Source organism: Chitinophaga sp. SYP-B3965 (assembly GCF_009647655.1).
Classification (GTDB): domain Bacteria; phylum Bacteroidota; class Bacteroidia; order Chitinophagales; family Chitinophagaceae; genus Chitinophaga.
In genome coordinates this window covers 191,705-206,248 of the sequence record NZ_WJFD01000005.1, presented here as the reverse complement: position 1 = coordinate 206,248, position 14,544 = coordinate 191,705, and the positions used below count along the sequence as shown (strand labels likewise).

Annotated in this window: 10 protein-coding genes; 3 read left to right on the top strand and 7 right to left on the bottom strand. The window is 47.3% G+C overall.

Translation table 11 applies throughout. The annotated features are described in order from the left end of the window. The first annotated feature begins 86 nt into the window (after positions 1-86). Positions 87-308, top strand: a complete 222-nt coding sequence (locus GFS24_RS24095; RefSeq protein WP_012794455.1) for a DUF2795 domain-containing protein — start codon at positions 87-89, stop codon at positions 306-308. A gap of 159 nt (positions 309-467) precedes the next feature. On the opposite strand, the gene GFS24_RS24090 is transcribed toward GFS24_RS24095, so the two are convergent. The 5 genes from GFS24_RS24090 to GFS24_RS24070 all read right to left on the bottom strand — a co-directional run bounded on the left by GFS24_RS24090 (position 468) and on the right by GFS24_RS24070 (position 6,473). Continuing rightward, positions 468-1,280 carry an enoyl-ACP reductase gene (locus tag GFS24_RS24090; RefSeq protein WP_153664106.1) on the bottom strand — a complete coding sequence of 271 codons (813 nt, stop codon included), beginning with the start codon at positions 1,278-1,280 and terminating at the stop codon, positions 468-470. Between the two features lie 48 nt (positions 1,281-1,328). Next, positions 1,329-2,981 carry a DNA repair protein RecN gene (recN, locus tag GFS24_RS24085; RefSeq protein WP_153664104.1) on the bottom strand — a complete coding sequence of 551 codons (1,653 nt, stop codon included), beginning with the start codon at positions 2,979-2,981 and terminating at the stop codon, positions 1,329-1,331. A gap of 63 nt (positions 2,982-3,044) precedes the next feature. Then, positions 3,045-4,532, bottom strand: coding sequence for a tetratricopeptide repeat protein (locus GFS24_RS24080; protein WP_153664102.1), 1,488 nt, complete (start codon positions 4,530-4,532; stop codon positions 3,045-3,047). A gap of 90 nt (positions 4,533-4,622) precedes the next feature. After that, positions 4,623-5,375: a zinc ribbon domain-containing protein gene (locus GFS24_RS24075; protein WP_153664100.1), complete on the bottom strand. Its 753-nt coding sequence runs from the start codon at positions 5,373-5,375 to the stop codon at positions 4,623-4,625. A gap of 3 nt (positions 5,376-5,378) precedes the next feature. Next, a complete protein-coding gene (locus GFS24_RS24070; RefSeq protein WP_153664098.1) occupies positions 5,379-6,473 on the bottom strand; it encodes a Nif3-like dinuclear metal center hexameric protein in 1,095 nt (364 codons plus the stop codon). 53 nt (positions 6,474-6,526) lie between these two features. Here GFS24_RS24070 and GFS24_RS24065 point away from each other — a divergent pair, with 53 nt between their 5' ends. Continuing rightward, positions 6,527-8,038, top strand: coding sequence for a carboxypeptidase M32 (locus tag GFS24_RS24065; protein ID WP_153664096.1), 1,512 nt, complete (start codon positions 6,527-6,529; stop codon positions 8,036-8,038). A gap of 124 nt (positions 8,039-8,162) precedes the next feature. Here GFS24_RS24065 and GFS24_RS24060 read toward each other — a convergent pair whose 3' ends face one another. Both GFS24_RS24060 and GFS24_RS24055 read right to left on the bottom strand, forming a co-directional pair. Then, positions 8,163-8,840 (bottom strand): rhodanese-like domain-containing protein, encoded by a 678-nt coding sequence (locus GFS24_RS24060; protein ID WP_153664094.1) that lies wholly within the window; start codon positions 8,838-8,840, stop codon positions 8,163-8,165. A 12-nt stretch (positions 8,841-8,852) separates the two neighbouring features. Then, complete coding sequence (locus GFS24_RS24055) at positions 8,853-9,455, bottom strand: methyltransferase domain-containing protein (protein ID WP_153664092.1); 603 nt, start codon at positions 9,453-9,455, stop codon at positions 8,853-8,855. A 224-nt stretch (positions 9,456-9,679) separates the two neighbouring features. Here GFS24_RS24055 and GFS24_RS24050 point away from each other — a divergent pair, with 224 nt between their 5' ends. Then, positions 9,680-14,524: a PKD domain-containing protein gene (locus GFS24_RS24050; RefSeq protein WP_153664090.1), complete on the top strand. Its 4,845-nt coding sequence runs from the start codon at positions 9,680-9,682 to the stop codon at positions 14,522-14,524. Positions 14,525-14,544 lie beyond the last annotated feature (20 nt).

The window sequence follows — 14,544 nt, the reverse complement described above, 5'->3', positions numbered from 1 at the left end:
ATTAGGCCGTTAAAATAGTAATAGTTGTTTATTTCAAATTAAATAATACTTTTGCGAAAATTCGGAAAAGTAAAAATTTATATACGATGTACTGGACTCTAGAATTAGCTTCGTACCTGGAGGATGCTCCATGGCCTGCTACAAAAGACGAACTCATAGATTACGCCATCCGTTCCGGTGCACCCATCGAAGTTATCGAAAACTTGCAGGAACTGGAAGACGAGGGAGAAATTTACGAAGGGATCGAGGATATCTGGTCTGATTACCCGTCGCAGGACGACTTCTTCTTTAACGAAGACGAGTACTGATATTCCAAAGGCCCCGTTCGTAGTGATGCGCTAATGCCTCAGCGTATTCCTATGCTTCTAAAAAAATTAACCGTCCTGGTAATACCAGGACGGTTTTTTATGCACCTAAGTGAACGAATTGAAGCAAATCACTACTATGCACATAAGTGAAGCTCGCTTTTATTTTTCCATCTGTTCCACTACGGCATGGGAGATCCCTGTGAAGGAGAATCCGCCATCATGGAAGAGGTTTTGCATGGTCACCATACGGGTGTAGTCTGAGAACAGTGATACGGTGTAATCTGCACACTGATCTGCCGAAGCATTACCCAGGGGGCTCATTTTCTCCGCGTAGCTGATAAAGCCTTCAAAACCTTTCACACCGCTGCCGGCTGTTGTTCTGGTAGGAGATTGAGAGATCGTATTGATACGCACTTTGTTCTTCACGCCATAATGATAACCAAAGCTGCGGGCAATAGATTCCAGCATGGATTTAGCATCTGCCATATCGCTGTAATCAGGGAATACCCTTTGTGCGGCGATATAAGTTAAAGCCACTACAGAACCCCATTCGTTCAGTGCATCCAGCTTGTAGGCTGTTTGCAATACGCGGTGGAGGGACATAGCGGACACATCGATGCCTTTATGGTAAAAGTCGTAATCCAGGTCAGTATAGGGCTTTCCTTTACGAACGTTCACACTCATACCGATCGAATGGAGAACGAAATCGATCTTACCGCCGAAATGCTCCATTGATTTGGTAAACAGGTTATTCAGGTCATCCATGCTGGTGGCATCGGCAGGTATTACCGGGGCATTACAGCTTTCAGCAAGTTTGTTGATCTCACCCATACGCATGGCAATAGGCGCATTGGTCAACACGATCTGTGCTCCTTCCTGTACGCAACGCTCTGCTGTTTTCCAGGCAATGGAATTTGCATCCAATGCGCCAAAGATGATACCTTTCTTCCCTTGTAATAAGTTATGAGCCATTGATTAAAATTTGGGCAAATTTAGCAGTTAAAGTCGAAAATTGAAATGTTATTGCATAACCATCTCCCTGGCGTTCTCTAAAGCGGCAGGTGTTGGCTTTTCTCCACTCAGCATTTTAGCTATGGCAGTGATCCGTTCGTCCTGCGATAAAAGACGGACATGTGTTTTCACTTTTTCTCCTTCCATGTGCTTATAAACAAAGTAATGTGCGTCTGCTTTGCCCGCCAGCTGTGGCTGGTGCGTGATACAGATCACCTGGTGGCCGCGGGCCAGTTCTTTCATGATAATACCCACCTGGCGTGCCGCCTCTCCGGAAATACCCGTATCTATTTCATCAAAGATCAGGGTGGGTAAAGCTACGGAACGTGCTACCAGGGATTTTATACAGAGCATTAACCGGCTCAGTTCCCCGCCGGATGCTACTTTTCTTATCGGGCCAAAATTATTGCTCTTATTGGCATCAAACAGGAACTCTATCGTATCCTGGCCATAGGTTTGCAAGGCCCCCTGCTGGATGGATACTTTGATCCGTGCATTGGGCATCCCCACCTGGGCCAGCAAAGCATTCACTTTCTGTTCAAAAGGCGCTACCTGCGCTATCCGTTTTTTAGTGATGGCTGCTGCAGTTTTTTCCAGCTCTTCTTTGAGTGCAGCGATCTGTTTTTCGAGTTCCAGGATGCGGCCGTCCAGGTTCATCACACCTTCCAGACCTTGTTCCAGCTGACCTTTGATCAGCAGAAGCTCTGCGGTGTTTTGCGCGTTGTGCTTTTTAAGGAGCCGGTACGCCGCAGTAATCCTGTCATTCAACTCCTCCATCCGTTCGCCGTCATACTGTACCTGGTCATTCAACCTTTCCACTTCTCCGGCAATGTCCTGCAATTCCAGGTAGGTGGATTGCATGCGGGCAGAAAGTGCCGGTACATCCTTGTGGAATTCAGATAATGTTTGCAAAGAAGCCTGGATCTGGCGTAACTGCTGCAATACGGGTTGCTCATCTTCTTTTAACTGAAAATGAACACGGTTAAGCGTGCCTTTGATCTCTTCTGAATGGCTGAGTATCTGTTGCTCTGCTTCCAGCGATTCTATTTCACCTTCCTGCAGATCTGCCTCGAGTAATTCATCGAGCAGGAATTTATTGTAATCTGATTCTTTATTGGCATTATCCCGCTGAAGAAGGCATTCTTTCAGGTCCTTCTGTAAACGGGCATATTGCTGGAACTTGCGGGTATAACCCTGCAATTCATCCTGGTGGCCGGCCAGCGCATCTACCACCTCCCGCTGAAAATCCGACTTCTCCAGTTCCAGTGTATCAAACTGCTGATGCAGGTCTACCAGCAGCAGTGTTAACTGAGATAACTGAGACAGGTTCACCGGTGTGTCATTGATAAATGCACGGGATTTACCTGCGGAGCTGATCTCCCTGCGCAGGATCACCTGATCCTCTATGTCCAGCTCATGTGCTTCAAAGAAAGCCTGCACCTGCGCTGTTTTCACTTTAAACATGCCTTCGATCACACATTTCCTTGTTTTGTCAAACAGCACAGAAGGGTCTGCACGTTCTCCGAGAATAAGGCTTAATGCACCGAGCAAAATAGATTTACCTGCACCCGTTTCACCGGTGATCACGTTGAGGTTGCCGGAGAAATCAATCTCCAGATTATCTATAATGGCGTAATTCTGAATAACCAGTCGGTATAACATAACTAAATTTCCAAATGCAATATCCCAATATAATTATGAATTATCAATTCGACTTATGCACGTCTATTTCCCATCCAGCCGTAACATACCGGCTTTTGCTTTCTGATCAAGGGAATTTTTGTAGTCGTGCCCTTCCATATCCAGGCAGGTTTGAAAACTTTGTCTTGCTTTTCCTTTATCTCCCCATTTTTCATAGATATACCCCATCTGCAGGGCGGAACGTGCGGCAAAGTATTCCGGGCGGTTACTTCCGGCTCTGATAGTGGCTTCATACAGGCGGATGGCATTGGTATCCTGCCCCATTTCATCATAAATGCGGCCGAGGCGGTACGCATATTCCAGTTTTTCTTCTATGGTATTAAAATCGTTGGAGCGTTTGGAAAGCATAATAGTGAGGGCGTTCTGATAGAAACCCCCATCGCTGAGCAGCCTTGCTTTCAGCAACAAAGGATGTGGCCAGGTGCCTTTCTTTGCTTCTTTCTGCGCTTGTTTGTCTGCTTCCGTTTCTGTGTTCCCTTTCGTGAAGATCAGGCTCCGGTATTTGTTGGCCTTTGCCATATCCCCTTTCATGTAATAAGCCCAGCTTAAACGCTGCAGCGCTTCTTTTACATAGAATTTGCCTCTGAAATTATTCACAAAGTATTCCAGGTGCTCTATGGCATCCTCATCCTGGCGTTCCAGTTTCATCAGTCCCAGCACATAATCCTTGTAGAATATTTCTGCGTATTCAGGGCCTTGTTTACGTTCTTCCAGCACTTTGATACCTTGTGCCGCCTTTTGGTTGTTAAGCGAAAGGTTGGCCACCATAAGTGCAAAAAGATAGTTATTATGCGTATCCAGTTGTTTGGTCTGTACGAACTGCCACAGCTGGTCTGGTTTATTTTCGATGAATAGTTTGAGATAACAGTAATAGTAATAGGATTCTTCGCGGAATACCACAGCGGAAGGATCATTACTGTCTATAAAACCCTGCAGCAGGCGCATGCCTTCTTTAATGCTGCCACGCAGGCCCAGGATATTGGTGATCCACTTGTATCCTTCCGGAATAGTGCCGAACACGGTTTGCATGGAACCCAGCAACATATTGTTGGGCAGGAACTGCGGGAATTGTTTCTGATTGTCTTTTAAGGTCACATATGCTTTGCGCACTTCCCATACTGCATCCCACTTCTCTCCAAACTTTACTTTCACCAGGGCCCATTGAAATTTGATCACCGCCTGCGTGTACAGGTAATAGGGAGAGTCCTCCGGTCCTTCTTCCATCAGGTCCAGTCTTACGGCACGTTGTGCTTTCTGGCGGGCGTATACAACAGGGTCTTCATTAAAGAACAGCGTAAAAAAATCAGCGTAGTTATCCAGGAAGTAAGGAATGAGATTATCAGGATTCGCACGTTTCTCTTCTTCCAGCAATGCCTTACCGGTGTTTAACCGTAATTGCATGATAGCATCATATGCCTGCTGGCAGCGGGAATTGAACTCGTATTTTTTTTGCCGCGCATTAACAGAAAGAGAGATGCCACAACAAAGTGCAATGATGAAAATAAAACGCATAGGGGCAAAAATAAGGAACTCCGCGTAATGGATATGCGCGGAGTGATCTTAAAATAAAAAAGGACATCTTTCGATGTCCTTTTAATATTATTATGCCTGTACAGTGGCTTCGAGGTCGTTATCCACCAGGATGCGGCCGCAATGTTCGCACACTACGATCTTTTTACGGTGACGGATCTCAGCTTGTCTTTGCGGAGGGATGGCATTGAAGCAACCACCGCAGGAATCACGCATTACTGTAACAACAGCCAGGCCGTTGCGATAGTTCTTACGGATCTTTTCGTACGCCTGCAGTAAACGTGGGTCTACTTTTTCGCGTGCTTCTTCGGTGAGTTTCTGTAATGCTTTCTCTTCCTTGTCAGTTTCACTGATGATCTTCTCCAGCTCGCCTTTCTTATGTTTCAGGTTGTTCTCCTTGTCCGCTACCGCTTTTTTGGCAACTTCCAGGGCACGTGATTTGTCTTTTACTTCTTCGTTAGCATCCTTGATATGTTTCTCAGCCAGTTTGATCTCGAGGTTCTGCATCTCCACTTCTTTGGTGATGGCTTCAAACTCACGGCTGTTCTTTACATTATCCTGCTGCTTTTCGTACTTCTTGGCGAGTGCCTCAGCTTCTTTGATCGCCGCTTTCTTGCTGGCAACGAAATCAGTGATGCTTTTAATCTCATCCTCGATATGTGCCTGGCGGAGGTTCAAACCTTCAATCTCATCTTCCAGGTCCCGCACTTCCATCGGCAACTCTCCTTTCAGGATCTGGATTTCGTCCAACTTGGAGTCGATCTTCTGTAATTTCAGTACAGAAACCAATTTTTCCTCAACGTTGTATTCTTTAACAGTAGCCATGTATTATAAATAATTTACCGGGTTTGTACTAATGGTAGATTTAAGAGGCGCAAAATTACGGAAATTTTCGGTCAATATATGATAAAATAACTCCACTGCGAACTGTTCACTCTCAAAATGTCCCACATCTGCTATAATCAATTGATTTTCAGCATCAAAAAATTCATGGTATTTAAAATCGGCTGACACATAGGCATCCGCTCCGGCAGCGATTGCTTTCTTCAGGAGAAAGCTCCCGGCCCCTCCGCAAACAGCCACCTTCTGTACTTTTTTGCCCCGGAGGGGGGTATACCGCACACAGCCGGTCTTAAATTGCTCCTTTACCAGCCGGAGGAAATCCATCTCCTCCATGGCTTCCGGCAGGGAGCCTATCAGCCCGGAACCTACTTCCGCCCATTCATTTTCCAGCTTTACGATATCGTAGGCCACCTCCTCGTAGGGATGGTGTTGCAGCATGGCCCGGATCACCTGGCCTTCCAGGTGGGCGGGGAAGATCACTTCTATCTTCGTTTCCCCTTCCTGGTGGCGTTCTCCGGGAGTGCCTGCATAGGGGTCCGTATCCGGAGCGCCCTTAAAAGTCCCCGTACCATCCTGGTAGAAACTGCATTCGCTGTATTTACCGATGTGGCCTGCCCCTGCTTCAAAAAGTGCCTGCCGTACGATCTCTGCATCCGCCACAGGGGCAAAAGTAAAGAGTTTCCGGAGCAGTTCCCTTTTAGGGGCCAGTACTTTTGTGTTCCGCAGGTTCAGCCGGCCGGCCATCATAGCGCTCACCCCTGCCCGCACATTGTCCAGGTTGGTATGGGCGGCGTAAACAGCGATGTCGTTCTTAATGGCCTTAATAGCCACCCTTTCCACATAATTCTTGCCGTTGATCTTTTTCAACCCGCCAAAAACGATAGGATGATGCGCGATCACGAGATTGCAGCCTTTCTCCAAAGCTTCGTCCAGCACAGCTTCTGTGGCATCCAGGGTTAATAATACGCCCTTTACCTCCATATCTCCACTCCCGAAGATCAGCCCCGCATTATCATACGATTCCTGGTAGGATAAGGGAGCAAATGCTTCAATTACTTGTATTATATCACGGATGGTCATATCTTTTATTGCTGATTCAGCTTTCGTTAGATTTGTAAAATAAAATTGTTTTAATGACAGTGCAAAAAACTTCATCCGAGCTTTACGAAGATTATAAGACAAAAATGCAAAAAGTGGCAGACGTACGTAATGCCATGTCGATTTTGGGCTGGGATCAGGAAACCTATTTACCGGAAAAGGGTGCGGCCTTCCGCGGGCAGCAGCTTACTACGCTTAGCTCCATTGCCCACGAGCTGTTCTCTGAGGACGCACTGGGCGATATCCTGAAAGAACTCAGCTCCCGCAGCGATCTGAGCGCCGTTCAGCAAAAGAATGTAGTCCTCTCCCTGGAAGATTATGAGAAGAACCGCAAATATCCGGCTGCTTTTGTCGCAGAACTGTCCACCGCTACCAATGCGGCCTATCATGCATGGATCAAAGCCCGCAAGGAAAATAATTTTGATGTGTTTGAGCCCCTGCTGGCCAAAATGGTGGAACTCAAGAAAAGGGAAGCAGAGATCCTTGGTTACAAGGGCCATCCTTATGATGCATTGCTCAATGAATACGAGAAAGGAGCAGATGTGCAAATGCTGGATAAGATCTTCAGCGGCGTGAAAGAATCCCTCCTGCCTATCCTGAAAAAAATAGCGCAGCAAGAGGTGCCTGATAATTCATTCCTGCACCGGCATTTTCCTAAAGACCAGCAATGGCAATTCGGAATTAATCTTTTGAAAGGCATGGGATATGATTTCAAAGCAGGCCGGCAGGATATTTCAGAACATCCTTTTACCACCAGCTTCAGCCCGCAGGATGTGAGAGTGACCACCCGTATAGATGAACAGGACCTTGGCAATATGACCTGGAGCTGTATCCACGAAGGTGGTCATGCGCTCTATGAACAAGGCCTTCCGCCTGAAGAATATGGTTTACCAAGCGGGGAAGCAGCCAGCCTGGGGATCCATGAATCCCAATCCCGTTTATGGGAAAACAATTTAGGCCGCAGCCTTACCTTCTGGCAATATCACTACAATAACCTGCAGGCCACTTTCCGCAGCAGTTTGCTGGCAGTGCCTATCCAGGATTTCTATAAAGCTATCAACCTTGTTCAGCCTTCCCTGATCCGTACAGAAGCGGATGAGCTTACTTATCATTTCCATGTAATGATCCGGTATGAAATTGAAAAAGGATTGATCGGCGGAACATTACAGACGAAAGATCTGAGAGAGACCTGGAACCAGTATTACCGTGATTACCTGCAACAGGAAGTACCGGATGATCATAGTGGTGTTTTACAGGATATTCACTGGTCTCACGGCAGCTTTGGTTATTTCCCTACTTACTCATTGGGAAGTTTCTATGCTGCGCAGTTATATGCCTCTGCACAAAAACAAGTACCGGGACTGGAAGCAGCTATTGCCGATGGTAATTACGGTCCTTTGCTGCAATGGTTAAGGGAGAATATTCATTGCTTTGGCAGGTTCTATACTTCTAATGAACTGTGTAAAAAAGTGACGGGAGAGAACCTGGAATTCAAATACTTCCTGGATTATGCCGTGAAGAAATTTGGTGGCATTTATCAACTATAAAAAACTAAGGGGTTGTATCAAAAATAAAAGATAGCCCGGAGAATTGCATAAATGATGGCATGCCTCCATCAGGTACCCGAATAAAAAGGGGCCGCATCATACTTTTGATACGGCCCCTTAGTTTTTATTTGATCACTGATCTGAATTCTTCCACAGTTACAATCCCTTCCTTTCGCCACACTTCTTTTCCATCTTTATACAACACAAAGGTAGGGGGTGCTTTAGCGCCGATGCTATTCATCACATCTGTATCTTTGCCGGCATCTACACTCACCAGTTTCAATTGCTTTTCTTTAACGATCTGTTTCACAACTGGCTCCATCTTACGGCAAGGCGGGCACCAGGTGGCGCCTACATCCACCAGTATCCATTTATCACTCTTCACGGCTTTCTCAAAATCAGGAATGCTGAACTGCGGTCCTAAGGCTTCACCGGTTAATGTTTTACCAGCCTGCTTCCAGGCTATTACGCCGCCTTCCATTTCCACTACTTTCGCGTATCCGTTTTCGCGCATCCATTTGGCAGCAGCGGCGCTGCGGCCGCCACTCAGGCAATAAACATATACTGGTTTGGATTTATCCAGGTACTGGATCCGGTCAAAAAATTCTTTCTTCTTTGTAAAATCAGCCTGTAAGGCATTCGGCAAATAGCCGGTATTAAACTCCTTTGCCGTACGTACATCCAGCAACTGAATACCTGGTTGCCCCATTCCTTTTTCAAAAGCATCTGCGGGTACCGCATCCTGTGCGAAACCAGTCAGCACAGCCAGTAACAAACCGGCTGCTAATAGGATCTTTTTCATACTGTAAAGATACTATCGCTTCTTCGAAAGCTGGTCCAGTTTCCTGAAATTGATGAACACTTCTTTTCCCTGGCGGGCGGGATGTGAATTGTGGCAGGGCGCAAAGATCTTGAAATTGAAATACGGTTCAAACATCCTGCGGTACACTTTGATGCCTCCTCCAAAAGGTGGACCGGGTTCATCAAATTCCCTGTTGAACAGCAAACCTACCAGAACACCCTTTTCCCACAGGAGATCATACATGTGACGGGCATAAGCCATCCGCAAAGTTGGATCTAATGCGCATAAAAAAGTTTGCTCAACAATAAGGTCGTACTCGGATTCGTGTTCAAAGAAGTCTCCCACAATAAATTTGATCCCTGTTTGCTGGTGTTCTCGTTTCAGCCTGTCTATCAACACAGAGGATATATCCAATACCGTTATATCCTTAAATCCATTATCCCACAAATACCTGGCTTCGTAGCTGTTACCACCACCGGGGATCAATACACGAAGATTTTTGTTGGGGAGTTGATCAAAATACTCTCTGAGGGGTGGGGAAACTGCTCCCATATCCCACTCCGTTTCGCCGCGCTCGTACCGGGCGTTCCAATAAGACTTGTCTAATGCAGGCATACCTGTTAACTGTTTGTACTAATTGCTTGATTCAAATGGTAGAAAGGCCTGAGAATGACTGAGTAGCATACCTCCGCCGGGCAGCAAATAAGTGATAATTCAGTTAACAGTATGAAAACATAATGTTAATATAGACAGATAATTGTTTTTTAAATATTAATTTTAGTTCAGATTACGAATTGGACAGATTATTGTCCTTACACCTGCGACTATATCCGATATCCATGAACTACCGAAAACAGTTGTGCTGTTTTAGAACGTATTGCGCCATCCTGATGCTTGCATTTACTGCGGCCACGCTGCATTCCAGTGCACAGACAGTAAGGTTTACTATTAATGGCAAACAAAACGATTGCGCTCCGCATGCACTCTCTTTTACCAACATGTCTGACAACGGCGCCACCGCCTACCTTTGGGATTTTGGACAAGGCTCCACTGCTACTACGCGGGATGCCGGCGTTACCTATCTGAACCCTGGTTCTTATAAAGTAACGTTAACGGTTACATATCCAAGTGGTCCTAAGCAGTATAGCGAGAACATTGAAGTATATGCAAGACCGGTACCCCAGTTCTCCGTATCCAACGTGATCGGATGTACGCCATTACCGATCCAGTTCACGGACCAGAGTACCCCGGGATCCGGCACCCTGCAAAATGTGACCTGGGACTTTGGGGACGGGGTGATCACTTCTGATCCCAATCCGTCCCATATCTACACAGTTGGCGGGAATTTTTCCATTAATATCATAGCTACCAATAGCTTTGGCTGCTCCGCCGGTCTGGAAAAGGCCCGGCTTATCAATGTAGGGGAAACACCCCAGGTGAATTTTACGGCGGATGCATACAGCAGCTGCACTACCCCCCTGAAGGTTTCTATCACCAGTTCCGGCCCGGCAGGTTTAATCTACGCCTGGGACCTGGGAAACGGCACCACCTCTACAGATGCCAACCCAGTAGTGGATTATACGCAGGAAGGGCGCTTTACAGTGGTCCTGAGAGCAAAGAACGCACAGGGCTGCGAAGCGGTGATCAGCAAACCTGCATTTGTGACCATTGAGAAGACCAAAGCAGACTTTACCACACAGGGTCCGGTTTGTACCGGCACTAATGTGCCCCTGATCAATACCACCATGCCACGCCCGACACTTTCCACCTGGACCTTACCGGATGGAAGGAAAACGTTTGGTACGGATGCTTCCTATTACTTTTCTGCACCCGGTGATTATGTTTTCACACTGGAATCCGGCCTGCCGGGTTGTATGGAAACCATCACCAAAACCATTACGGTGCATGAATCCCCGGTAGCCAGCTTTATCGCAACGCCCCCACAGGGTTGCAGCATTCCTTTCAATACACAGTTCACCTCCCAATCCACCGGCGCAGCAGAATGGCACTGGATCTTCGGAGATGGCACCACGGCAGACGGACTGAATCCAACACATACTTATACACGCTTTGACAGATACGATGTTTCCCTCATGATCAAATCCGCCGCAGGTTGCGAAGCCAATGTAACGCTGCGTGATTACATACGTGTGGAGGAACCGGATGTGCGGATGTTCATCTCAAACCCTGAAGGCTGTCTTCCACATTCAACCAGCTTCGGCGCTACATTGCTGAGTGCCGGTATGATCACTGGTTACAGCTGGGACTTTGGGGATGGTACTACTTCCACAGCCCCCACTCCTTCTCACACTTACACTACGGAAGGTGTGTTTAACGTACGATTGATAGTGAATATCACAGGTGGTTGCCAATACACGATAGATACTACGGTACGCGCAGGCGAGATCCCTATTGTGAACTTTGACGGAGATCCGAAAAATCCCTGCCAGCGCTATCCGGTTAACTTCGTGAATCAATCTGTGCCCCGTGGTACAGAATGGCTCTGGTATTTCCCGGACGATAACGGAAGTATTGAAACAGCAGAGAATCCTTCTCATATCTTCCGCACGATAGGCAAGCATGATGTAACACTTACCGTGAGTAATTACGGTTGCCGCCGTACCCTCACCAAAATAGATTTCATCACCATCCTGCCGCCTATTGCCAATTTCATGATCAACAGGAATTGTAACGACAGGTACACAGTGAATTTCGTAGACAATTCTGACTTTGGCCCTATACCGGGAACACCGCGTTTCTGGTCTTGGGACTTTGGAGATAATTCACCGCTTGTTACCATTCCTTCTCCTACACATGTGTACGCAGCACCAGGTACCTATACTATCCGTCTCACGGTGAACGATGGCAATTGCGAATCTGTGCATGCTGTAACCATTGAAGTGATTGATGAGAAGCCGATCATTTCAGCCCTGAATACAGAGATCTGCGCAGGCAGTGGTGTTACTTTCACCAGGGGCAATACCAACCCTGCAAACATTGTTTCCTATTACTGGAGCTGGGGAGACAACACTTATGCACCGGTACCCGGCACTTCCATTTCCAAACAATACGACACACCTGGCGATTATAATGTTTATCTAAGCATATTAGACAGGAATGGTTGTGCGAGCACATCCAACATCATTCCCGTGAAAGTGAACGGTGCGGTAGGTGACTTTAATTTTACCGGCAGAAATTGTAAAGGGGATGAACAATCATTCACCGATGCTTCTACTCCTTCTCATGGTTATAACCTCCGTTCCTGGACGTGGAGTTTTGGAGATGGTACTACACCGCAGGTGTTGCAAACCAAACCGGTAGATTACAAACATGCCTTCGCCCAGATGGGTACTTATAATGTGCAACTGCGGATAGAGGACAATGCAGGTTGTATCACTACGGTAACTAAACCAGTACCGGTAACAGGTGTTACCGCACAGTTCCGCACGGCTTCTACTATTTCCTGTGTTAATAGTCCATTGCAATTCAGCAATGCATCCACCGGCAGTAACCTCAGTTATGCCTGGCAATTTGGAGATGGCGGAACCGGCACAGATCAACATCCTGTACATGTTTATACACAACCCGGAGAGTTTGACGTAACGCTTACCGCAACTAACGCCATTGGCTGTACGGAAACGATCACAAAAGGTAAATACGTTGTTGTTCCTGATCCTGTAGCTAAGTTCAGTATACCGGCCAACCTGCCGGTATGCCCACCTGTGCTGGTGCAATTCACCAATGAAAGCACCGGGTATGTACGTTCTGTATGGGATTTTGGAGATGGCAGCCGTTCCAACTTAGCAAACCCTTCCCATGTGTTTAACCGCCCAGGCAGATATACCATTCGCCTGGATGTTTATTCCAACGGGGATTGTATCAATTCCATCACACAGGAAGTTGTGATCCAGGGACCAACAGGTACCCGTGATTTTACACCGAAAACCGGTTGCATGCCGCATGAGATCACCCTCACGGCTACTTCCTCTAATGCGGTGAAGTACATCTGGGACCTTGATAACGGGAATGTGCAAACCACTACTACCAACTCTTACAAATACACTTACGATAAACAGGGTGTTTATTACCCAAGGGTGATCCTGGAAGATGCACAAGGCTGCAGGGTACCCGCAGAGGGCTCTCCGGACAGTATCATTGTTGATCAGGCGAAAGCGTCTTTCGTATTGGATGATTCACAGGCATGTGATTTTGGCGATGTGATCTTTTCGAATAGCAGCACCAGCCTTTCTTATCTCAAACACCAGCAACCGCAGTCCTATCGTTGGGATTTTGGTGTGGATAACAGAACGGATGATGTAAGTACGGCACTCAACCCCACCTTCCATTACGTTGGCGTGGGCACCTACCAGGCTAAGCTGGTGATCACCAGCTTCCATGGCTGTATGGATTCCCTGACGCTGCCGGTAAAAGTAGATCCGCTGCCAGATACACGCCTGGCTCCCGTGAATCCTATTTGCGCAGGCGATTCCATTCTTTTTGAAGGATCGGAAAATAAAAACCTGCCCGGTACAAAATGGACCTGGCTGCTGGATGATCAGCCCACCAACGCTACCGGCTCCCGTCCGCGAATGGTTTTCAGAACACCCGGCAACCATCAGGTAAAACTGGTGATCCGCAATGAGAATAACAAATGCCCGGACATAGCGATGGTGCCTGTTAGCGTCAATCCATTACCCACTGTAAATGTGATGCCTAAACAAGCTGTGATCTGCCTGGGAGAAACCCTGGAGATCAGGTCTAATGCAAGCCCTGCTACGTATTCCTGGACCAACTATAATATCTCAGATGCAGGCAGTGCCAACCCGCGGGTAAATCCTGTGAGGGATACAACTTACCGTGTTCGTGTAATAAATAGCTTCGGATGTATTGTGAATGATTCCGCCCGCATTACCGTATCCCAGCCTTTCCAGGTGCAGTCTTATGATGCGGTGATCTGCAGCGGCAAGCAAACGCAACTTACTGCCAGCGGCGCTCTCCGTTACCGCTGGATCCCCAGTACCGGCCTGAGCAGGGCAGATATCGCCACGCCTTTTGCCAGACCGGCCACCACCACACAATACCAGGTGATCGGGTATGGTAATGATGCCTGCTTTACGGATACGGCTAACGTATTGGTTACGGTAAATCCTTCTCCGGAGATCACCACCGGCCCCGGACGGGTAGTACCGGCAGGTACGGAAGTGACCCTGAACGTACAGGGCTCCCCTGATATTATTAAGTGGCAGTGGTACCCGGACAAATGGATCACCTGCATAGATTGCCCCGATCCGATAGCTACGCCTAAAGGAGATGTGACCTATAACATTACGGCTACTAACCAATTTGGCTGCGCCACTATTGCACTGTTACCCATAAAACTGGTTTGCCCGGCCAGCACAGCATTCATCCCTAACACCTTCAGTCCCAACGGAGATGGTCAGAACGACCTCTTCTATGTAAGGGGTAAAGGCATCAGCGGCATCAAGTCCTTTAAGATCTTCAACCGCTGGGGCCAGATGGTGTTTGAAAGGAGTAATTGCAACACAGACGATCCCGGCTGCGGTTGGGATGGCAAGTTCGGCGGCGTATTGCTCAACCCGGATGTGTACATCTATTACGTGGAAATGACCTGCGATTCTAACGAACCACTGCTGGTGAAGGGGAATGTGACCCTATTAAGGTAATTGATGGATATGTCCAAATA

Bases quoted from the DNA above. Each gene is read 5' to 3' on its own strand.
- GFS24_RS24080 (WP_153664102.1), bottom strand. From the start codon at position 4,532: ATGCGTTTTATTTTCATCATTGCACTTTGTTGTGGCATCTCTCTTTCT.
- recN (WP_153664104.1), bottom strand. From the start codon at position 2,981: ATGTTATACCGACTGGTTATTCAGAATTACGCCATTATAGATAATCTG.
- GFS24_RS24055 (WP_153664092.1), bottom strand. From the start codon at position 9,455: ATGCCTGCATTAGACAAGTCTTATTGGAACGCCCGGTACGAGCGCGGC.
- GFS24_RS24050 (WP_153664090.1), top strand. From the start codon at position 9,680: ATGAACTACCGAAAACAGTTGTGCTGTTTTAGAACGTATTGCGCCATC.
- GFS24_RS24095 (WP_012794455.1), top strand. From the start codon at position 87: ATGTACTGGACTCTAGAATTAGCTTCGTACCTGGAGGATGCTCCATGG.
- GFS24_RS24070 (WP_153664098.1), bottom strand. From the start codon at position 6,473: ATGACCATCCGTGATATAATACAAGTAATTGAAGCATTTGCTCCCTTA.
- GFS24_RS24065 (WP_153664096.1), top strand. From the start codon at position 6,527: ATGACAGTGCAAAAAACTTCATCCGAGCTTTACGAAGATTATAAGACA.
- GFS24_RS24075 (WP_153664100.1), bottom strand. From the start codon at position 5,375: ATGGCTACTGTTAAAGAATACAACGTTGAGGAAAAATTGGTTTCTGTA.
- GFS24_RS24090 (WP_153664106.1), bottom strand. From the start codon at position 1,280: ATGGCTCATAACTTATTACAAGGGAAGAAAGGTATCATCTTTGGCGCA.
- GFS24_RS24060 (WP_153664094.1), bottom strand. From the start codon at position 8,840: ATGAAAAAGATCCTATTAGCAGCCGGTTTGTTACTGGCTGTGCTGACT.